Here is a 20,340-nt window from a genome sequence, read left to right on the forward strand (position 1 = left end):
CTAACAAATGAGAATGGAGAATGTCCGATGAACTATATTTTTAATCAAGGTAAAGAAGACAAGCCGGTATTTTTACTGTTGCACGGTACAGGCGGAGATGAGAACAGCCTGCTTGCACTGGCAGAAATCATTGATCCGGAAGCATCTGTTTTAAGTGTGCGCGGCAATATTTTGGAACATGGAATGCCACGATTTTTCCGCCGTTTAGCTGAAGGCGTGTTTGATATGGAAGATTTGACTTTCCGTACGAAGGAACTGTATGAATTTATCGGCGAGAAAGCACGTGAATACGGCTTTGACCGTCAAAACATCATTGCGATCGGTTATTCAAATGGTGCCAATATCGCAGCGAACCTGTTATTTGAATATGAAAATGCATTAAAAGGGGCGGTTCTGCATCATCCAATGGTTCCGAATCATGAAGCGACTGTTGCGAAACAGAACGGCACACAAGTATTTATCGCAGCAGGAGTGAATGACCCGATTTGTCCTCAGCAAGAAGCGATTGATCTGGAGCGTTATTTAACGGATGCAGGTGCGAACGTGACATTGGAATGGGAATCCAACGGTCACCAGCTGACGATGAATGAAGTGCAAAAAGCGAAGGCCTGGTATGAGCGCTCGTTTTAATTAAAGTTTGTAACAACAGAATATACTGTCATATTATGACTGTTCAAGACGGAATCCAACAGGGTTTCGTTTTTTTTTACATTCGGGACAAATTGTGGAATAACACTTCTGGCGATAAGGAATGCCATTCAAGTTTTTATGAAAATTTATGAGCATGCACTGCGGGTAGAAAGGCTGCTACTTCAACCGTATATGCCATATGTATAGTAAACTGTATAATCGATCGTCAAACGAAAAGACACAAATGTTGATGTAACAACATTCGTGCCTTTATGGTGTATGCCCAAACTAAAATGAAATAGACATTAGCTCTTGTTAATTTAAGATTAATGGTATTGTCTCGGTTTGATTCTCCCACTTTATTGTTGCTTTAAGTTCTGACCCCACGGTAGCATTAGAACAACCGTTAAGAAGATGAAACATACCATTATCATCTAAAGTAATGATAGCTCCTTCTACTTTATCAATATCAAGCTCTAAACGTTCAGGCATTGGCTCAGTGCCTAAATATCTTATGTAACCACTAGTAGTGTTACACTCTTCATCTCGTTTTTTTACTTGCGCTACTTCATAATGTACTTTCCAAGTACCGCTTTCTCCAACAAATATTAAAGGTTTCTCCAAACATCCTGATAAGATGATGGATACGCTAAATAAAAGTATAAGAACTTTATATTTCATTATGACACCCCTTTCCATAGCTACTAACGCTTTAGCTGGTTAGCCAACTGTATTTCTTAATTCGCGAAGATACGTTATAATTCCTGTTTTATAAAACTACTACTTATAAACAATCCGAAAGCAACGCTTGAGAGTATTACTGAACATAACCTTATAATAGCATTCGTAATTCAACACTCTGGGCGCTTTCCTTGAGTAAAGGAAAGCCCCTTCTTGCGTTATAGGGCCATATTGTGGAACAACGTTTTTTTGGGGGACAGTGACAGAGAAGATGCACATTTATAACGATAAAAAATGGCTACTGATAACTACTTCCAGTTGAAGTGGTGGATTTTTATCATTTACATGGCCATTTCTTTTACCGTACCATTTTTACTTTGCATAAACTTATTTGCAACCTATAATAAGTACTACGATAGTAAAAGCTTCTACATGAGGCAAACTAATCTCGTGTTAGGAGGAAATGACATGCAAATCCAATTTTTAGGTACGGGTGCAGGGATGCCTTCAAAAGAGCGCAATACAAGTTCGATCGCATTCAAACTGCTGGAAGAACGGGGCTCAATTTGGCTGTTTGACTGCGGGGAAGCGACACAGCATCAAATTTTGCATACAACGATTAAACCGCGCAAAATCGATAAAATCTTTATTACGCATTTACACGGCGACCATATTTTCGGGCTGCCCGGTTTTTTAAGTTCCCGGTCTTTTTTAGGCGGGGAGGATGTGCTCACAATATACGGGCCGGCCGGGTTACAACAATGGATTGAACAAACATTGCAATTATCAAAAACCCATTTAACGTATCCGATTGTATTTGTCGAAGTAAAAGATGGAATCGTGTTTGAAGATGAGCAGTTTACGGTACGTGCACTGCCGCTGCAGCATGTTGTCCCGTGCTTCGGCTACCGGATTGAACAAAAGCCGATGCAGGGCGAGCTGCTGATCGACAAGGCTTTGGCATTAGGTGTGCCAAAAGGTCCGCTATTAGGCCAATTAAAAGCAGGTCATTCAGTACAACTGGAAGATGGCACTGTTGTCGAAAGCAGTGATGTGACGTCACCGCCACAGCAAGGGTTCACTGTAGCTGTTTTAGGGGACACCAAGTACTGCGAAAACAGCATCCGATTAGCACAAAATGCGGATGTTGTCGTACACGAAGCAACCTTTGACCATTCCACAATAGAACTGGCGGGCAAGTATGGACATGCGACGAATACGGAAGCGGCAAAAATCGCGAAAGAGGCACAAGCGAGCCATTTGCTGTTGAATCATATAAGCGCCCGATTTTTGAAGCCTGATCTCATTCCGTTTTTGGAAGAAGCAAAGGCAATCTTCGAAAACAGCTATTTAGCAAATGATTTCAGCCAGTATGAGTGGCGGAAAAACGAGTTGCTGGAAATTGAATAGATGAATTTCATCGAGGTGTATAGTAAATGGCGTGATATTTACTATATGCCTCTTTACTTTTTAAGAGAATTTTGTTCAATTACAGAAAGTTTCCGCTATAATGGAGAAAAGGGGGATGAATGATGCAGCAACCGACAATTTCACCGAAAGTATTACGATTGCTAGTTATTTTTCCAAATGTCATGAGCTATATTCTGTTATTTGGGGTCGTTGTGTACATACGAACAAACTTGGACATGCTGAAGGCGACAGATGGCTTAACGATGTGGCTGATCATTGCCGCGGTATTAGGTTCGATCTCGCTCTATACAACATTCAGTATCGTGAAGCGGATTAAGAATGGATTATTGTAACGGTTCCGTTTCGCTTAAGGGGAAAATATTTTAATAGATCATATGCCAAAACACTCAGTTATTTTTTGAACTGAGTGTTTTTTTAGGGAGTCGATTCTTTTATTAATCGCAGCAGCTGCAACCCATCAGATGGATGTCCGCTATATCCCGACATCCAGCGAGGATAGGTAATGGGAATGATAGTGATGATAAATTGAAACAAGTTTAAGATTGCGGTTGCCTTTAAAAGTGAATGCAAATCCCCGGTGGAAATATTCATAGCGAATAAGAAACAAGCTGTGGAAATTAACAATGACATTGCCGGACCACCTACTAAACTACAAAGGCGTTGTTGTTTAGTCAATTGACCTCCCCAGTAACAGTATCCGATATATGACCAATTGATATGAAAATGCAGTCTTCCCAAACGGAAGTTTTCCGTATTATTTTCATCCGGCTTCCCTAAATAAATTTTGGCCTGAGCTTTTGAAGAAACGATCACTCCAAGTCCATGTCCTATCTCATGCAACAAAATCGTCATTGGCCATATGATTAAGTAAAAAACTAGAAATAAAATCAAGTTAATTTCTCTCCTTACTTAAATAAACGCTTACATATAATTTACCATAAAAAGGGGTTTTTCCTTCCTGATAGATTAAAATAGTTATAAATTGTAGACAATAAACTTGGTTAAAGGAAAGGGGAGGTACATGAAAAAGTTAATTCTCTTTAATCTATTATTTTGTATAGTAGTGATTTTTACTGCATTCAATTATGTTAATAGTAAATCTCGAAGCGCGGTTGTATTCAATTATGTGGGAGACTATATGGAAACAAACTATGATATCGATAGGGAAAATATCATTTTAGTAGAAAATAATTTCCGAAGAGGCATGGGGTTGTTTGAAATAGAAGTTCAAGATAGTGTTACGGACAACTATTACTTTTATGAAGTGGATATTAGAGAGGACTATTCATTAATCTATATAAGGGATCTTTCAGAGTTACACCGTAAAAATAAGGCGGATCAAGAAAGGTGAATGATGAAAATGATGAAACAGATTTATGCTTTTGAAAGTATTCAGGATTATGAAAACTACAAAGACGAAATTCGATTATTAAATAAAAAATTGAATACGTATAAAGAATTGTTAATTAACCAATTTGAGCTTAAAGAGATGCCTAAGTCAATTGTATGGACCAGCAGTCATAACGCTACTACTGTATTTTCCCAAGTCCCAGTACCTGCCTATACGAATCGAGAAACAATTTATATGTCGCCGAGTGTGAGCGAATGGAAGGCATTTTACCTTTCCCAATTGGATGATGAGGAACTGGAGCATCATGATGAAGTTCAGTACATAAAAAATTATTTCCAATCACTGACGATCGATGATGTTTTTTGTATTTTAGCACATGAACTAACACATCATATTGAACTCTTTCCAGATGAATTTGAGGAAGAGCGCCATAATAGTATTTGGTTTGAAGAAGGAATGTGTGAATATCTCTCTCAAAAAATGACATTACCGGATCAACGATATAAAGAATTAAGAAATAATGAAAACAAATTGATTCGACTATTTAAGCCAAAGTATGGCGGCTTTTCATTGGACGATTTTGGTGCAGGTACCTATAGTCAGACATCGTTAGCTTCAATTATGCTGAATTATTGGAGAAGCTCCGCTGCAGTTCATTATTTAGTAGAATGCTGCTACGGAGGCGACGTGATGAAGGTCTTTAGCAAATATGAAGAATGGCATGAAAACGGGAGACAGCACCCATTAACTGAATATTTTGGTGTGGAGAAATTTTAAATCCAGCGAGCGGGCGGAATTCATAAAGACGAATTCCGCCTTTTTAGCTCAATTAATTGGTGTTTCCGTTTCACCAAATAAGTAAGCTGTTGTGCTAATATAAACAGTACATCTATCAGTAAACATGACATATGATGTTAGAATAGAAACAAAGACTTTTGCTAACGATGTATTAAGTTTTTTTGAACAATTTAATTCTGATACTAAATATTATTCTAACGGTAAATTTCTTGAAATTAATGGTTTATTTAGGCTGATCGGTTGGAAGTCAATTACGGATTACTTGTTAGATACAGGTGATTTAATAGTGGATAAAAATAAGATGGGTATTCTTTGTGAGGCAGACAATGACTAAGAAACTTATTGTGCTAACGGGTTCGTTTCTGAAACAAACAGGAACGCCTTTTTCATTAGCGGGCAGGAGCAGAATCGTTCAACAAAGTGTAATCTCCTAAAGTTTTAAAAATTGAGTAGAATTTTGTTAATTGATTTTAACGTAAACAGAGAAAAATTATATTATATAGAGGTGTATGATATGAATGCAGAAATAATGATGTTAGTGGTAACTGCAATAGTAGGATTCTCGTTATTTTTCATGCAATTTACCAAAAAAGGTAGTTCAACGATAGCTTTTTTACTTTGGTTAATTCAATTGGCTGCCGTCCTTAGTATCAGTATATTTATGCTGAACTTGGGGGTAATTGATACATTCATCTCAACATTCGGTCTTATAACAATTCTGATGTTTATACTGGTTGTGACTAATAAAAAGAGTCGAGTGTAGTTGATGCTAAAGCTAACGGTAGCATTAGTGTTAAGGGGTCATCTTTTGATGGTCTCGTTTTTTTGTATAAGAATGGCATGAAAACGGGAGACAGCACCCATTAACTGAATATTTTGGTGTGGAGAAATTTTAAATCCAGCGAGCGGGCGGAATTCATAAAGACGAATTCCGCCTTTTTAGCTCAATTAATTGGTGTTTCCGTTTCACCAAATAAGTAAGCTGTTTGTGCTAATATAATCAGTAAGTCTTTGCAATAGGAGGTTCCCATGAATTTGATCGCGCAACATCCTTATTTTAAAGTAGAAAGAACCGTGACAGGTACTGAACAGTTTGAAGTGGAACATGACCGAATCATTTATTTATACCATGATAAAGTCGTTACCCAGCATCGAGAATTCCCGATTAACATTGTGATGGATTTTTCTTACCGGGCTATTGCCAATCAAGGGGGAATTCTCTATTTACATACGCTCCGAGGAGTATATACGTATCCCGTGAAATCCTCACCTGAAGTTTTTATCAGTGCATATAGACACTATTTCAAGTAAAGGTAGTATTTTAAAAATTGGTTTTTTATGGTAGCATTCTGAGTGAGTCTTAAATAAACATAAAAAGTTTATTCGCGTATCAAGGAGGAGAAATTTGTTATATTTCACACTATCCATAGGTTTGGTTATGGTCGTAATGACAACGAAGCTTACTCAAAAATTTAAATTATCGAGCATCTGGTTGATAGTTGGTCAAATTAGCGCATCATTAATCATCATATTGTTGGGTGATCTTGAAGTTAGTTATATTAACCAAATTGAATTAGGTTATTTAGCGATTCCATTTTCTTTATTATTCCTAGTAGGGTTCACTAATGTAATGAATGTAGAACAAGAACAGCAACCGTTAATTTTGGTGTTACCTTGTATTTCTTTACTATGTCTTTCCGCAGCTGCTTTTGTTATGGGGTACACTTTTGTTTCGATCACCGGCCTATTTGCTGTATTAACAATTATGTTGTGTCGTTCAGTTTTAGGCGAAAAGGTTTTAGGGAAACCCTTTACTTCATCGATCGGTTTTGTAATGGCAGTATTATCACTAATTCTATTTAAAAGTTCATTTATTACAATTTACATACCGATTTTTACATTGGCATTACCGTTAGCAGTTTATCTTATTTTACAAACGAAAATAACGAATGCACAGGCAATGACTATTAGCGCTTCAATAACTGTATTATTCGGATTACTAATGTTTATCATTCCGTTTAACATAGTATGGTACTTGGTCGTTGGGGCAACAGTTATTTTAGCCATTTCACAACTATCGAGGAAGTATCGATTTATTTAGTGAGGTTCAAGTTTTATTTAAACTAGTAGTAGGTGATGACATTGGGATATATTATGGAGTTGCGTAAAAAGATTGGTACTGACCCGATCATTATGGTGGGAGCTTGCGTTTTAATAGTGAATGAGAAGGCTCAATTACTTCTACAACATAGAAAAGATAATAATAGCTGGGGACTTCCTGGTGGGGCGATGGAATTAGGTGAAAGCTTGGAAGAAGTGGCAGTGAGGGAAATGGAAGAGGAAACCGGATTAACCCCCATACGGTTGGAATTGTTCAGAACATTTTCTGGTAAAGAGTTTTATTATAAATATCCTTATGGTGATGAAGTTTATAACGTCGTTACCGCCTTTATCTGTAAAAACTATGAAGGTTCGATTAAATTCGATGAATCAGAAGCAACGGATATACGATTTTTCGATTTAACAGATTTACCGGTAATCAGTCCTCCAGATGATCCGGTAATTAAGGATTTCTTGAAAACTTGTAACTAATAATATATAGCTAAAGTAAAACGCTCAGAAATAGAAATCTGAGCGTTTTTCATTAATATTCTATAGAGAGACGATACTTAATGCGTTCTCCGATTTCATGTTCTTCATCGTTCATCGCATCATATAAAGCATGCCTATCATATCGAGTAAGGTCATTGATATCTTTAGCTATAAAACGTACTGCATTGTATTTGTTAAGCTAAAACTGAGCCACAAACGCAATTGAAATATGAGCCACTTTATATCAAAATAATCCTAACTGTTAAAAGTTAGGAGGATATAGAGGTGATCAGTTTGGAGAAAAAGCAATTGGTATTGATTGAGTACTACCAGCACAATACAAGTCAGCGTCAAATTGCAGAGAAGCTTAATATGTCACGAAATACTGTTAAGAAATATATCGAACAAGACTTAGCGGCAAGACAACAAGATACAAGGAATTTACCGATTACAGATAATTACGTTACGCCTCCGGCATATAAAAAGCGTAAGGGAAAAAAGAGAGCTTTAACAAATACGGTGATGAAGCGTATTCGCGAGATGATGAAACAGAATGAAAATAAGCGTGAAGTAAATATGCATAAGCAGCAATTAAAGATTATTGATATACATGACAAACTTTTAGATGAAGGGTTTAAAATCGGCTATACGACAGTTCGCAATTTCGTGAATCGTGAGGAAAAGAAGCAAAAGGAAGTATTCATCCGCCAAGAGCCTAAAGTTGGTCGTGAAATTGAGTTTGATTGGGGAGAAGTAAAGTTATTTATCGATGGAAAACTAAGAAGTTTTTCAATGGCCGTATTTACTCTAGCCTATAGTAACGATCGCTTTGCGCGACTCTACGAATCAGAAACAATGGTTTGTGTACAGGATGCACACGTAAAATGTATCGAAGCTTTAGGCTTTGTGCCACACGTTTTTACATACGATAATATGCGTACAGTTGTCAAAAACTTTATCGGTTATGATCGTTTTATTACCGACGGTATGAAAAGTTTATCCTTGCATTATCATTTTCAAATACGACTTTGTCAGCCTCGTAAAGGCAATGAAAAAGGCCATGTGGAGCGAAGTGTGGAATACATACGTCGCAAAGCATTTGCGCATCGAGATACGTTTGTTTCTTTAGAAGAGGCACAGGAGTATTTAGTTTCTATTATCGAAAAATTAAATGGTCGCGTTCATTATTTGAAAGAGAAAACACATCATGAATTGATGTTGGAAGAAAAAGCTGAACGAGCTGGCAGTTTAACAGCGGCACCGTTCGACCCTGCAGAATTAGTGGAGCTACGTGTGGATAAATATAGTACGGTTACCTACCGTCACAATCGCTACTCTGTACCCGAGGGGCATGTAGGAGAATACATTAAGTTAAAAGCTCGTGCAGAGGAAGTGCTTCTATTTAGCGAAGGTGAATGCATCGCGAAGCATAAACGAAGCTGGCAAGTTCATGCCTGGGTGATGAATATCTACCACTATTTAAACACCTTGGAAAAGAAAAAAGGTGCCTTAGCCCAAAGTGAATGTTTGAGCCAAGCACCAAAAGATATAAAAAATATCTACCACCGCTATTATATCGGAAATGAAAAAGATTTTCTAGAACTACTTGTTTATGTCAAAGAACGAGATTGCCTAACAAGAGTACTAGAAGTCATTACTGAACTAGAAAAGAACCCTTTGGTTCATCTAACAACGGAAAAAATCATTTTCTTAGCAGAACAGTCAGCTGAAGTACGTACTGTTTTAACTGGCCAAGATGATGTCACCAGTCAATCTTTAGATAATTTATCTTCATTAGCAGCATTATTTCATTCTAAAGGAACAGGAGTGGTTCATTAATGGACAAGCAAAAAGAGATGATTGAAATGTGTAAAGAATTACGTTTACCAAGTATTCGTTCTTTACTTGAACAAGAAGTATTATTTGAACAACATACAACCCCGGCTGACTTTCTCTATTTCGCTTTAAAACAGGAAATGGAGGACCGATACGTGCGAGCAAAAGCTAATCGAATTCGATTAGCCAACTTCCCAGAGAAAAAGCTATTAGAGGAATTAGATGTAGAGGCACTGCCGCAAAATGCGGCGGTTCGCCTTCCTCATTTGAAGGAACTAAAGTTTATACAGGAGAAGCAAAATGTATTATTAATTGGCTCACCTGGTACCGGTAAAACCCATCTTGCGATTGGATTAGGCATTGAAGCCTGTTTAGCGGGCTATAAAGTGTATTTCACAAGTGTAGCATCACTTGTGAATCAATTAAAGGAAAGCCGTTCTGCGAGAACATTGCGCTCCTTTGAACTAAAATTTGAGAAGTATGATTTAGTCATCATCGATGAACTCGGGTACATTTCATTCGATAAAGAAGGAGCAGAACTTCTGTTCACGCACTTATCGTTACGTGCCGGTCGAGCAGCGACAATTATAACAAGTAATCTAACGTTTGAACGCTGGGAAGAAGTATTCCACGATCCAGTATTAACATCAGCTTTAACCGATCGACTCACGCATCGAGCGCACATCATCAACATGATTGGTGGCTCCTATCGAATTTTAGAAACGAAAGAATGGATCGAACAGAGCAATTTTTAGTGGCTCATATTTTAATTAACAATTGGCTCATATTTAACTTGCGAAATACACTGCATGGAGAACCTGATATAAATCAGCAACTTGTTCTTCTGTAAGTGAACCTTTATCATCATAAGTTAAGAAATACCTATCTACCTCGGACAGTTTAGAATACAATTCCGGATGGGCGGACTCAGTACGGAGTCTAAAAAAAAGGTTTTCCGATGCGGTATTAAATAATCTTGAAAGTCTAAAGATTTCATTTTTGTTTTCTTCAGTTATAGGCTGAGAAAAATCAAACATTAATAGCTGCTCTGCCGCATCTTCCCATAAATAGAGGTCGCTTCTATAATGATTACCAATTTGTTCTTCCAGGGTACTTACTTTTTCCTCTAATTGATTTGCTTTAATTTTTGTTGTGAGGTTAAACAAAACAACTGTTAAAAAAGCTATTACTATTACAAATACAATTACATACTTCAACCATTTCACTTTATCACACTCCACTATTTATACATCAACCACAATTTTTAAACCTCTATAACCATAAATAAAGGTGTTATATTACTATTTTAGCATAAATAACCAAATATAATTCAAAGTGACATAGGAGACAGGTAAAATTTAAGTTAAAATCTAGTAAGTTTCTTTAATGTAAAATAGTGAAAAATTTAGGGGGTAGAGATTGAAAAAGTTACTTGGTTTAATATTAGGAACAGTTGCAGGTTGGCTAATATGGGGATATTTTACGGATGACTTTTCAGGGGAAAGATTGTTCATGTTTTTAATGGGAATCAATATGGGGTATATAATCGGTAGAATTGCCCCAAAACGAAAAAAGGTTGATTTAGGAACTTGATGGTTGCTTATTTTCATAAGTATTTTAATAATGGGGGCGTGATTCTTAATTAAGAATTAGCGCCCTTTTATTATTGTGGAGCCCCATTATATAGGAGATATGATATGAATGCATTGGTTTTAGTAGAGGACAAAGTAGCGGTTTAATAAAATTCTATTGACTATATAAATAGCATATCTAACAATAACCTTTATGCAGAAACTGAAACGCAGGACTAAAGGTGGAACGAAAAGTGAAAAGAGTGGAAAGAAGACAGCAGCAAAAATTAAACGGGCGGATATGGCGTAAGGTTAAAGATAAAAAAATAATGATGAAAGTTATAGTAGGAGCGTCAGTATTTTTATTGTGCTGTTTGCTCGTAGTTAATATTTTCATTTGGAAAAGCGATGTCAGTAAACTAGAAGAACCTACGCCGCAGCCAACGATTATTTATGATCAACATGGTGAGATAGCCAGTAAAGTAACAGGTTCGAAAATAGATGGCGTCAAAATAGAACAGATTCCGGAACATCTGATTCAGGCTGTAATTGCAACCGAAGACCAGAAGTTTTATAAGCATAGTGGGATTAATGTGATAGGAATTGTACGTGCATTGACTCAAAACACGATGAGTGGAGAAATTGTTGCCGGGGGAAGTACGATTACACAGCAGTTGGCTAAAAACGTCTTTCTATCACAAGAGCGTACCTATACGAGGAAGATTAAAGAACTGATTTTGACGAAAAAAATTGAACGAACATACGATAAAGACGAAATTATGGAACGTTATTTAAACCAGATCTATTTTGGTGAAGGAGCCTGGGGCGTGCAGCGTGCTTCCCAAACGTATTTCGGCAAAGATGTCAGTGAAGTAACATTAGGTGAGTCGGCTATGCTTGCGGGGTTGATTAAAGCGCCTTCTGTTTTGTCACCATTAAAAGACATGAATAAATCAGTTCAGCGGAGAGACCTTGTTCTATCATTGATGGAAAAGGAAGGTTACATTACTCAAAACGATTTGAAAAAAGCTAAAGAACAGCCGATCGTATTAGAAGGTAGAAAGATTGATGAGTATAAGGGGAAATATCCTTATTATGTCGACCATATTATTGACGAAGCGATCAAACAATACGGGCTGACGGAAAATGAGGTTCTTTCGGGCGGACTTCATATTTATACAGAACTGAATCCTGCAATACAAAATGCAGTTGAACAGGTATATAAGGATAATGAACTATTTCCTGAAGGGCAATCTGATCAGCTAGTCCAAAGTGGGGCGATCTTGATCAATCCCTCAACTGGAGGAATTAGTGCACTTGTTGGAGGTAGGGGAGAACATACTTTTAGAGGGTTTAATCGAGCTACTCAATTAAAACGTCAACCAGCATCCGCTATGAAACCATTGGCGGCATATACTCCTGCTCTGGAACAAGGCTATGAAATGTATGATAAATTACCAGATTCACCGATTAATATTGACGGGTACCAGCCAATGAACTATGACAAACGATTCCATGGGGAAGTCACAATGTATGAAGCATTGGTGAATTCATACAATATCCCACCGGTATGGCTATTAAATAAAATGGGGTTGAAATCCGGTATAAATGCAGTGGAGCGTTTTGGCATTGAATTGAAAGAAGAGGATCATAATTTAGGTTTAGCACTTGGTGGTTTAACTGAAGGGGTTTCTCCTTTACAAATGGCTCAGGCGTTTTCAACATTTCCTAATGATGGTGTGATGGTAGAAGCACACGCCATTCAAAAAATTGAAGATGCAGATGGCAAGATCATTGCTAAGTGGGAGCATAATGAGACGAGCGTGACAAAGCCCCTAGTCGCTCAAGAAATAACATATATGCTTAAAGGTGTTGTCGAAGAAGGTTCAGCGAAAAATGCTCAAATAGAAGGATGGGAAGTAGCCGGCAAAACGGGCACATCAGAGCTTCCTTTTTCGAATTCCGGTGGTGCAAAGGATCACTGGTTTGTTGGATATACGCCAGAAATAGTGGGCGCAATTTGGATGGGCTATGATCAAACAGATGAAAATCATTATTTGTCAGGAACCGGCGGAATGACTGCCACAAAGGTTTTCAACGAAATTTTGACTGAATCGATTACTGAGTTTAACCAAAAAGAATTTGGCTTATCTCTACTAGGCAAACAGCTAAGGGAACAGGCGAAGAAAGAGGAAGAACAGAGGAAGAAAGAAAAAGTGAAAGAAAAGAAACAGGTGAAGGAGGAGAAGGAAAAAGAGAAGAAAGAGAGGGATAAAGAAAAGGAGAAGAAAGAGAAAGATAAAGAGAAGAAAGATAAAGATAAAGAGAAAAAAGAGATAGATAAAGAGAAAAAAGAGATAGATAAAGAGAAGAAGGAAAAGGAAAAAGAGAAGAAAGAGAGGGATAAAGAAAAGGAGAAGAAAGAGAAAGAAAAAGAGAAAGAAAAAGAGAAAGAAAAAGAGAAAGAAAATGAGAAAGAAAAGGAGTGATTTGGGATACAATAAGGTTATATTCTAACTGGTAGAGTGTGTATATGGAGGGGAATTAAATGGGTAATTTTTTAGTCGTACTCATGATTTTTTTAATCGTTATTGCAAACATAATTGGCTTTATAGTTTTCAAAAGAGAGAGAAGTCTGTACTCTGCAGCATTAATAATATTACTGCTGGCAGGTGTATTTGGGGGGCTAGGAATTGCGTTATCATTATTTATTAATGATGCCTTTGCCATATTTTACGGATTAAACCTTGCCGGCTATTTACTGATAAATAGCATTATTGTATTTCTTATTGCCATTTTGGTTACTGTAATTAAAAAATTTAACCGTATCTTTTAAATATAAAGGCAACCTTCGTATAATGAAGATTGCCTCAAATTCTTTAACTCCTAAATCGCACTCTCTTATGTATTTTCTTTAGTGCGTTTGTTCCCTTTATAGATAAAATAGAGGGAGATAAACATAAAGAGTAAAGCGAATGTCCGTTTAACATCGATTTCTATGACTAAACTATTGAACCACCCAAAATGATCAATAATCACTCCGATTACTAATTGACCAGCTATACCGGCAATACTCGTTGCAATCACTCCAATTCGTGGAACGGCCATAACTGTCAACAGTAAATACATCGTACCTAAAAATGCTGCACTTAATTGCCATTTTGGCGCCTCTAAAATTCCAAGCAGATTCCCGTTGCCAAAAAATAAAATAAATATCGTCAAAAACATTGTCCCGGTAAGGAAGGTTAAAAATGTTGTTTCAATTGTTCCGGCTTTTTGACTAAATGTACCATTGATAGATGACTGTGCACTTAATGTGATACCGCCGATCAACGTGAATAGAATCATAAATAATCCCATGGCCATACCTCCTAGTTTATTAATATAAGTGCAATGATCATTGAAATAACCGCATATATTTTTTCTTTATTAATCTTATTTTTCTTACTACCTAACCATCCGAAATGCTCAATCGTCATACTCATCATCAATTGCCCGATGATGACAGCAACCATGGTAATACCAACACCGACGAATGGGACACTTACAACGATGGAAGTTAAATAAACAACTCCCAAGAGCCCTCCAAGCAATGCCCATTTAGGTGCCTCCAATGTATAGGAAATCCTGCCTTTTCCAAAAAAGAGCCACAAAAGCCCCATGATGATTGAGCCCATAAAGAAGTTATAAAAGCTTGTTTCGATTTGTCCGATTGTTTTTCCTAGTTCAGCGTAGATTGCGCCTTCAAAGCTAAGTGCTGCACCAGCTAAAAAAGCAAATACATAAAATATAAAGCGCATAGATGAAATCCTCTTTTCGGTATAATTATATATCTAGATAAATCGATATATGAGTTGGTAAAAAAACAGAAATCCCATTAGATATCTGTTTTAAAGTATTCAGCTAACTGATGAATAAATTCTTCATTACGTCTGTAATATGTCCATTGTCCATGGCGAATCGACTCAAGTAAACCAGCTTTTTGCATCATATTTAAGTAGCTCGAAACCGTAGATTGAGAAATTTTGGCCTTTTCCTGAATATCCCCAACACATACTCCACCCTTATAACTTACCTCCTTTGGCAGGTGAGCGCCTTGCTTTGGGAAATGTTTCTCGGGTTCCTTTAACCACTCCAGGATATTGAGTCTTGTTTCATTCGATAATGCTTTGAATACATCAATAGGTTCCATGCGGGTAATTATATATCTAGAATTCTCGATATGTCAAGGTGAGGTATTGCTGTATTTCCCAGGAAAAGTAATTGATAATAAATAGGGAAAAGCTTGATTCTTTTGAGGAACCAAGTATTTTTGTAGTTAAAAGGGAAGTTGGGCTGCTGAAATCAAATTAATCAGAAGCCCATAGTGTCTAAAGTTACATCCTACTAATCAAATAAGTTTAACGAGTGTATGTTTATTCCCCGCGCGCCAGTTCTCTTGAGCGGTTTTCCGCACTCCTGACACAGTTCACAATCGCTTCGTTAAAGGACATCGACTCAAGTGCTTTAATTCCGGCTTCTGTCGTTCCGCCTGGACTCGTTACTTTTCTGCGCAATATTGAAGGTTCCACGTTTCCTGATTTCAGCATTTCCGCTGAACCGGCAATTGTCTGTACCATCAGTTCCCGCACGACTTCTTTCGATAGCCCAAACTCAGCACCGGCCTGTTCAAATGCTTCAACCAAATAGTATAAATAGGCAGGGCCGCTTCCGGCAAGCGCTGTAACTGCATGAAGCTTTTCTTCTTCGACTTCAATGACGATGCCGATCGCTTCAAGCATTTGGATATAAAGCGAACGCTGCACGTCTGTTACATGTGGATTGAACGCAATACCGGATGCAGACATGCCGATTGTTGCAGAAGTGTTCGGCATGACACGAGCTATCGAACGGCTGCCAAGATACTGTTCAATTGTTTCAATCGTTACACCGGCGAGCACCGATATTATAGCCGTTTCTGCACCTAGATATGGGGCGATAATTTCCATTGCAGCACGTGCATCTTTCGGTTTCATTGCCAAAATGACGAGATCCGCGTCCTGCATCTGTGTATGGTCCTCCAACAGGTTGACATCATAGCTTTCGACCAAATCTTTAAGTCGTTCTTTATTGGACCGATTGGATATAAACAGGGCATGTGGATTGATGACATTCTTTTTGATCCAACCGTGAATGAGCGCTTCTGCCATCGAACCTGCGCCGATAAAAATAATTTTTTGCATAGTGTATCCCTCCGTTTTTTAAATCCGATTCCTTAATGGAACATAAAAAAGCATTTCCATCCCTACAATCAAGTAAGGACGAAAATGCATTGATTTCCGCGGTACCACCTTTATTCACACATAATGTGTGCAGCTTCAGCCTTTTTATCGCAAAGGGTACGGTTATGTTGTCATAACGGCTCAAAAGGAGGTTCAATTATTTCAGCGGGTTATGCCGATTTCAGCAAAGACGGCACTCTCTAAAACCTTAAAATAATCTACTTGGCTTTTTCATTGCCTGTAAATTTTGAATTATCCAAAATTATAGTGCTGTATTGAAAAACTGTCAACCTTTGACGTGACGAATGAAGAAAAAAGAGTTAAAATAAATGAATAGTCATTCAGAACGAGCGAATCAATTACGCCTGGCGTAATTGCGTTCAGATTTTTTTGAGTTTAGGCCCACTGGACGTGGGTCAGTCAGCCGTTGTCGCAAGATGCGGCGTTTTTAGGCTGACTTCCTCATTAAATTCAATTTAAAAAGTGTGACATCTGCAAGAGGCTGATCTTTATTCAGCTGGCTTTTGGACCAGCAGCTGGGGTAAACAAAACAAGCAGCTCTCATCTACTTGAAGAGGTGAGTGATTGCTGAATTAAAATAAAGGGGATTAAACTATGGAAGTACATAAAATTGTTATACCTACACCATATGCAGTGGGGGATGTAAATGCTTTTTTAGTAAAGGGAGATGCACTGACTTTATTTGATGCCGGGCCGAAAACGGAAGAAGCGTATGAAGCGATCAAATGGGGGTTGCACGCAGCAGGTTATGATATGAAAGATGTGGAACAGGTCGTCTTAACGCACCATCATCCGGATCATGCCGGCTGGATCGATGCATTTCCAGGGGCGGAAGTGTTAGGGCATCAATATGTTGATTACTGGATGAAAAAAGAGCCGGAGTTTCTGCAGTATCATGAGCGATTTTTCAAAAAGCTTTTAATCGAGCAGGGCGTGCCGGAAAAATATGTGGACCGGATTTTACATGTTAAAGGGGAAATTGAGCTATTCGGTACGATTCCATTGACAGGTTATTTAAAAGAGGGCGATGAAGTGCCAGGTCATCCTGGTATGAAAGTATATGAAACACCCGGACATGCACAAAGCCATCTGATTTTTGTTGAAGAGAATACCCGTGAATGCATCGGCGGTGATTTACTGCTGGAACGCACATCATCGAATCCATTAATCGAGCCGCCGCTTGATTTATCGATGAAACGTCCTAAATCACTGTTGCAATATAATGAATCACTTAAACGCCTGAAAAATCTAGAAATATCGAAAGTGTATGCTGGTCATGGCGGAGAACTGACAAATATCGAACCGCTCATTGATGAACGGTTGGAAAAACAGAGACAACGCGCATTGAAAGTATACGGTCTGCTCAATACACCGCAAACTAACTTTGAAATGACCACTCAATTATTCGAACGCATTTATCAGCAGCAATTAGGCCTGACATTATCTGAAACATTAGGGCAGTTTGATTATTTGATAGATCAAGGTATGGTCGAGATTGAAGAACGTGACGGGATTCAGTTTTATAAGAAAAGTGATATTACTCTACATGCTTCAAGAGAAGCGAATAAATCATTAAATAAAACTGGGTATTAATAATGAAAAACCTAACTGATAGCGATTGAAGATCTCAGTTCTAAAACAAACTTCTATTTCCAAGTTAATAATAAAGATCACTTTTTTTTGAAGCAAACCAAGTTCAAATCAATAAGGAAACTTTCAGTGACTTAATTCAAAGCGGTGAAAATTTTAAAAATCAATAATTTGAACGCCTCCTAATTAAAAATTGGGAGGTTTTTTATGCATAAACAAGATATCAAAGCCAATGAGATAAACAAGGATCGCATCTAGCTTATTGTTGTATACGATGACTTCAATAGTACAAAAAAGCTGTTGAAACAATTAAGTGTTCTTGCAAGATATGTGAATGTTCCCGTCTCCATTTGTGTATCTGCTCTCTTGCCTTATATATGCCTTTCAAATCCCCAAAAGGGGACAAACGTGGTGAAATAATAATTTTCATTGCTAGATTGTTAAGTGGTACAAAGAGAAAATCCACCTGGTTGCGTTTTAACGCAACAATATATATTTTTTAATTTATTTAAAAGATATAAGATCTTTTTGAGGGGCCTTTTGCGGGTTCATGTGGAGGGGACTTTAGTGGTTCGTTCCAGAAGGGACTGGAACGGGCCGTTGGATGGGAATTATTTGGCCGTGGAAATAAGGATAAAATCTGAGTAAAATTTGCTAAGAAATTAGTGGGAATTCTATTTTGAGATAATAAATTGGTTTCTAAGCTTGGCGATAAAAAAAGCCCAGTAAGATTTATTTATAAATCGTTTACTGAGCTGCATTTTATTGAAACGAAACCTTATTCTTCAGTCTCTGCATCACTGTTTTCAGAATCATCTTCTATATCATCAGGGAATACAATTGTATCCGTTTTTTCTCCCGTTTTTTCATCAATGATATTGACGGTTGTTTTAAGATCATCACTGGATTTGCCGTCAAATGCACTGTAAAGCATTGAAACATAGGCTAATCCAAATAGTCCAAATGAATCGAAACTGTTTTCAAAGGTTTCAGCATTCACTGTTACATCAAATTCTGTAAAGTCCTTGTTATATGAAATTTCTTTGAACGATTCGTAGTCCTCGCCATTGACTAGATCATCAACCGCACTAATTACACCTTTCTCTATTTCCTTCATCATTTTTTTGTGCGCAGATTTACTCATTTTGTAATAAACAGTACCGTCTTCATTTACTTTAACTTCTTTTACACCTTTTTCTTTAGCAGCCGCCTCAATTTCTTCCGGCGTTTGATCTTCAAAAAGGTCGGCAGGTAATGTTAATTCTACATCAAGCAAGCCTTTGTCTACTTCAATACTTTGTTCCTTTTGACTATCCGATTGCTTCTTATCTTGTTCTGCGCTGCAAGCCGTTAAAAATAACAGCGCGGTACTTATAATAAATAATGATTTTTTCATCCTATATACTCCTTCGTTTACCAAGTGAAGCCGTAGCTTTTTACTTCGATTTTATTTACCTTTGAACCAATGTTATCCGGTAATGGCGGGTAGCTAAGTTCAAAACCTGCTTCACCGCCAGCAGCTAGTCCTACATCCACACTGCCAGATAATCCGCCTAAAATTTTACCGTTTGCATCATATAAATTGGCCGCTAAACGTATATCTTCCTGCTTAAAATCAGTAGGGTTTTTGACAATACCTGTCACACTATATCCGTAGTCACTTGAAATTCCTTTGACTGCACTAACTTCCATTAAGTTTGAACCTTCTTCCGTTGCTTCAAAATTAAAATTAAATGTTGTTTCAGAATAATTCTCTACTGATGTTTCTCCATCTATTGTTGTGCCTTCTACGATAAATGCTGATTCTCCAGGCTGAACAATTTCAGGAACGGCATAAATCATAGTTGAAGTCCCTAAAATACTACCGTCTTTCCCTTTGTAATTCATTTGTGTTTCACCAATATTAACCGTCACATCGCCAGTGTTTTTAAAAATAGCCGCTGTATTGATCCAAATTGAGTCAATAGAATCGTTCCATACAGTAGATCCGGAATCTTCAATTTCTAATTTAGCGTTGGTATTTTCTTCAGTAATTGCACTTTCTTCAGTTTTATCAGTTTTACTTTCTTTATCTGCCGATTGAGAAATGGTTTGTTTTGAATCTCCGCATGCAGTCAATATGAAAAGTAAGCTAAACATTAATATAGTGAATTTTTTCATTTAATTTCCTCCTGTTATATTACTGTTAATTTATATAATGCCCGAATGATGAAAACACAGTCTAAAAGTTATATTTAATTTTTCTATAAATCAAAAAAATATTAAATATCGTATAATAAACCGGAATATTTACTATCTTGTCCCGAGAACAGGAGCGCATTATTCTTTAGTATAATACTTCCTAATATAACGAGTCAGCACAATGTCAGACGAGAGTTAAAATGAAACAGGGGGCTGTGGTCGCATATTAGAAATGCGGGCTGCTGCTTATATTAGAACTTTCCCCGGATATATTAGCCCATCCGGCTGACATATTAGAAGTTCTGGCTGTTTATTAGAACAATGCACCAACTTATTAGAAAACGGCCGCACCACCTCATTAAAAGTCCTCGTACGCATATAAAAAATGCGGACCTCT

23 protein-coding genes and 1 other annotated feature are annotated in these 20,340 nt (G+C 37.4%); of the genes, 14 read left to right on the forward strand and 9 right to left on the reverse strand.

Annotated features, from left to right (window positions below):
* Positions 1-27: 27 nt before the first annotated feature.
* The gene (locus tag MKZ25_RS08100) at positions 28-630 is read left to right on the forward strand and encodes an alpha/beta hydrolase (RefSeq protein WP_340801059.1); all 603 of its coding nucleotides are present in this window, start codon (positions 28-30) and stop codon (positions 628-630) included.
* Positions 631-945: 315 nt separating this feature from the next.
* Here MKZ25_RS08100 and MKZ25_RS08105 read toward each other — a convergent pair whose 3' ends face one another.
* Positions 946-1,311, reverse strand: a complete 366-nt coding sequence (locus tag MKZ25_RS08105; protein ID WP_340801060.1) for a hypothetical protein — start codon at positions 1,309-1,311, stop codon at positions 946-948.
* Positions 1,312-1,779: 468 nt separating this feature from the next.
* Between MKZ25_RS08105 and rnz the strand changes: the two genes are divergently transcribed.
* Positions 1,780-2,721, forward strand: coding sequence for a ribonuclease Z (gene rnz, locus MKZ25_RS08110; RefSeq protein WP_340801061.1), 942 nt, complete (start codon positions 1,780-1,782; stop codon positions 2,719-2,721).
* Between the two features lie 122 nt (positions 2,722-2,843).
* Positions 2,844-3,074, forward strand: a complete 231-nt coding sequence (locus MKZ25_RS08115) for an acyl-phosphate glycerol 3-phosphate acyltransferase (RefSeq protein WP_340801062.1) — start codon at positions 2,844-2,846, stop codon at positions 3,072-3,074.
* Positions 3,075-3,156: 82 nt separating this feature from the next.
* On the opposite strand, the gene MKZ25_RS08120 is transcribed toward MKZ25_RS08115, so the two are convergent.
* A complete protein-coding gene (locus MKZ25_RS08120; protein ID WP_340801063.1) occupies positions 3,157-3,633 on the reverse strand; it encodes a hypothetical protein in 477 nt (158 codons plus the stop codon).
* A 130-nt stretch (positions 3,634-3,763) separates the two neighbouring features.
* On the opposite strand from MKZ25_RS08120, the gene MKZ25_RS08125 reads away from it, so the two are divergent.
* From MKZ25_RS08125 to istB, 7 genes are all read left to right on the forward strand, one after another.
* On the forward strand, positions 3,764-4,093 hold the full coding sequence (locus tag MKZ25_RS08125) for a histidine kinase (RefSeq protein WP_340801064.1): 330 nt from the start codon (positions 3,764-3,766) through the stop codon (positions 4,091-4,093).
* Between the two features lie 9 nt (positions 4,094-4,102).
* Entirely contained in the window at positions 4,103-4,870 is a 768-nt protein-coding gene (locus MKZ25_RS08130) for a hypothetical protein (protein WP_340801065.1), read from the forward strand.
* 1,050 nt (positions 4,871-5,920) lie between these two features.
* The gene (locus MKZ25_RS08135) at positions 5,921-6,202 is read left to right on the forward strand and encodes a hypothetical protein (protein ID WP_340801066.1); all 282 of its coding nucleotides are present in this window, start codon (positions 5,921-5,923) and stop codon (positions 6,200-6,202) included.
* A gap of 94 nt (positions 6,203-6,296) precedes the next feature.
* A complete protein-coding gene (locus tag MKZ25_RS08140) occupies positions 6,297-6,992 on the forward strand; it encodes a UDP-N-acetylmuramyl pentapeptide phosphotransferase (RefSeq protein ID WP_340801067.1) in 696 nt (231 codons plus the stop codon).
* Positions 6,993-7,033: 41 nt separating this feature from the next.
* Entirely contained in the window at positions 7,034-7,483 is a 450-nt protein-coding gene (locus MKZ25_RS08145) for an NUDIX hydrolase (RefSeq protein ID WP_340801068.1), read from the forward strand.
* A gap of 285 nt (positions 7,484-7,768) precedes the next feature.
* Entirely contained in the window at positions 7,769-9,322 is a 1,554-nt protein-coding gene (gene istA / locus MKZ25_RS08150; RefSeq protein WP_340716296.1) for an IS21 family transposase, read from the forward strand.
* Entirely contained in the window at positions 9,322-10,074 is a 753-nt protein-coding gene (istB, locus tag MKZ25_RS08155; protein ID WP_340716297.1) for an IS21-like element helper ATPase IstB, read from the forward strand. Before istA ends, istB begins: the two co-directional genes overlap by 1 nt.
* Positions 10,075-10,107: 33 nt before the next feature.
* Here the strand turns inward: istB and MKZ25_RS08160 are convergent, their stop codons facing one another.
* Positions 10,108-10,545 carry a hypothetical protein gene (locus tag MKZ25_RS08160; RefSeq protein ID WP_340801069.1) on the reverse strand — a complete coding sequence of 146 codons (438 nt, stop codon included), beginning with the start codon at positions 10,543-10,545 and terminating at the stop codon, positions 10,108-10,110.
* 193 nt (positions 10,546-10,738) lie between these two features.
* Between MKZ25_RS08160 and MKZ25_RS08165 the strand changes: the two genes are divergently transcribed.
* The 3 genes from MKZ25_RS08165 (at position 10,739) to MKZ25_RS08175 (ending at position 13,726) form a co-directional block, all read left to right on the forward strand.
* On the forward strand, positions 10,739-10,912 hold the full coding sequence (locus MKZ25_RS08165) for a tRNA U-34 5-methylaminomethyl-2-thiouridine biosynthesis protein (protein WP_340801070.1): 174 nt from the start codon (positions 10,739-10,741) through the stop codon (positions 10,910-10,912).
* Between the two features lie 232 nt (positions 10,913-11,144).
* Complete coding sequence (locus tag MKZ25_RS08170; RefSeq protein WP_340801071.1) at positions 11,145-13,379, forward strand: transglycosylase domain-containing protein; 2,235 nt, start codon at positions 11,145-11,147, stop codon at positions 13,377-13,379.
* Between the two features lie 59 nt (positions 13,380-13,438).
* Positions 13,439-13,726: a 3-isopropylmalate dehydrogenase gene (locus MKZ25_RS08175; protein WP_340801072.1), complete on the forward strand. Its 288-nt coding sequence runs from the start codon at positions 13,439-13,441 to the stop codon at positions 13,724-13,726.
* 65 nt (positions 13,727-13,791) lie between these two features.
* On the opposite strand, the gene MKZ25_RS08180 is transcribed toward MKZ25_RS08175, so the two are convergent.
* From MKZ25_RS08180 to proC, 4 genes are all read right to left on the reverse strand, one after another.
* Complete coding sequence (locus tag MKZ25_RS08180) at positions 13,792-14,250, reverse strand: DMT family transporter (RefSeq protein WP_340801073.1); 459 nt, start codon at positions 14,248-14,250, stop codon at positions 13,792-13,794.
* Between the two features lie 11 nt (positions 14,251-14,261).
* A complete protein-coding gene (locus MKZ25_RS08185; protein ID WP_340801074.1) occupies positions 14,262-14,690 on the reverse strand; it encodes a DMT family transporter in 429 nt (142 codons plus the stop codon).
* Positions 14,691-14,767: 77 nt separating this feature from the next.
* Entirely contained in the window at positions 14,768-15,082 is a 315-nt protein-coding gene (locus MKZ25_RS08190) for an ArsR/SmtB family transcription factor (protein WP_340801075.1), read from the reverse strand.
* Between the two features lie 223 nt (positions 15,083-15,305).
* A complete protein-coding gene (gene proC / locus MKZ25_RS08195; RefSeq protein WP_340801076.1) occupies positions 15,306-16,112 on the reverse strand; it encodes a pyrroline-5-carboxylate reductase in 807 nt (268 codons plus the stop codon).
* Positions 16,113-16,183: 71 nt separating this feature from the next.
* Positions 16,184-16,395, reverse strand: a binding site (T-box leader).
* Between the two features lie 371 nt (positions 16,396-16,766).
* On the opposite strand from proC, the gene MKZ25_RS08200 reads away from it, so the two are divergent.
* Entirely contained in the window at positions 16,767-17,765 is a 999-nt protein-coding gene (locus MKZ25_RS08200; protein WP_340801077.1) for an MBL fold metallo-hydrolase, read from the forward strand.
* A 775-nt stretch (positions 17,766-18,540) separates the two neighbouring features.
* Here MKZ25_RS08200 and MKZ25_RS08205 read toward each other — a convergent pair.
* On the reverse strand, positions 18,541-19,158 hold the full coding sequence (locus MKZ25_RS08205) for a hypothetical protein (RefSeq protein WP_340801078.1): 618 nt from the start codon (positions 19,156-19,158) through the stop codon (positions 18,541-18,543).
* Positions 19,159-19,175: 17 nt separating this feature from the next.
* Positions 19,176-19,922 (reverse strand): FxLYD domain-containing protein, encoded by a 747-nt coding sequence (locus tag MKZ25_RS08210; RefSeq protein ID WP_340801079.1) that lies wholly within the window; start codon positions 19,920-19,922, stop codon positions 19,176-19,178.
* Positions 19,923-20,340 lie beyond the last annotated feature (418 nt).

The organism is Solibacillus sp. FSL W7-1464 (assembly GCF_038004425.1).
Lineage (GTDB): Bacteria > Bacillota > Bacilli > Bacillales_A > Planococcaceae > Solibacillus.

Excerpts from the sequence above, each read along its gene's own strand:
- MKZ25_RS08100 (WP_340801059.1), top strand. The coding sequence starts at position 28 with ATGAACTATATTTTTAATCAAGGTAAAGAAGACAAGCCGGTATTTTTA.
- MKZ25_RS08105 (WP_340801060.1), bottom strand. The coding sequence starts at position 1,311 with ATGAAATATAAAGTTCTTATACTTTTATTTAGCGTATCCATCATCTTA.
- rnz (WP_340801061.1), top strand. The coding sequence starts at position 1,780 with ATGCAAATCCAATTTTTAGGTACGGGTGCAGGGATGCCTTCAAAAGAG.
- MKZ25_RS08115 (WP_340801062.1), top strand. The coding sequence starts at position 2,844 with ATGCAGCAACCGACAATTTCACCGAAAGTATTACGATTGCTAGTTATT.
- MKZ25_RS08125 (WP_340801064.1), top strand. The coding sequence starts at position 3,764 with ATGAAAAAGTTAATTCTCTTTAATCTATTATTTTGTATAGTAGTGATT.
- MKZ25_RS08130 (WP_340801065.1), top strand. The coding sequence starts at position 4,103 with ATGATGAAACAGATTTATGCTTTTGAAAGTATTCAGGATTATGAAAAC.
- MKZ25_RS08135 (WP_340801066.1), top strand. The coding sequence starts at position 5,921 with ATGAATTTGATCGCGCAACATCCTTATTTTAAAGTAGAAAGAACCGTG.
- istB (WP_340716297.1), top strand. The coding sequence starts at position 9,322 with ATGGACAAGCAAAAAGAGATGATTGAAATGTGTAAAGAATTACGTTTA.
- MKZ25_RS08175 (WP_340801072.1), top strand. The coding sequence starts at position 13,439 with ATGGGTAATTTTTTAGTCGTACTCATGATTTTTTTAATCGTTATTGCA.
- MKZ25_RS08180 (WP_340801073.1), bottom strand. The coding sequence starts at position 14,250 with ATGGGATTATTTATGATTCTATTCACGTTGATCGGCGGTATCACATTA.
- MKZ25_RS08185 (WP_340801074.1), bottom strand. The coding sequence starts at position 14,690 with ATGCGCTTTATATTTTATGTATTTGCTTTTTTAGCTGGTGCAGCACTT.
- MKZ25_RS08190 (WP_340801075.1), bottom strand. The coding sequence starts at position 15,082 with ATGGAACCTATTGATGTATTCAAAGCATTATCGAATGAAACAAGACTC.
- proC (WP_340801076.1), bottom strand. The coding sequence starts at position 16,112 with ATGCAAAAAATTATTTTTATCGGCGCAGGTTCGATGGCAGAAGCGCTC.
- MKZ25_RS08200 (WP_340801077.1), top strand. The coding sequence starts at position 16,767 with ATGGAAGTACATAAAATTGTTATACCTACACCATATGCAGTGGGGGAT.
- MKZ25_RS08205 (WP_340801078.1), bottom strand. The coding sequence starts at position 19,158 with ATGAAAAAATCATTATTTATTATAAGTACCGCGCTGTTATTTTTAACG.
- MKZ25_RS08210 (WP_340801079.1), bottom strand. The coding sequence starts at position 19,922 with ATGAAAAAATTCACTATATTAATGTTTAGCTTACTTTTCATATTGACT.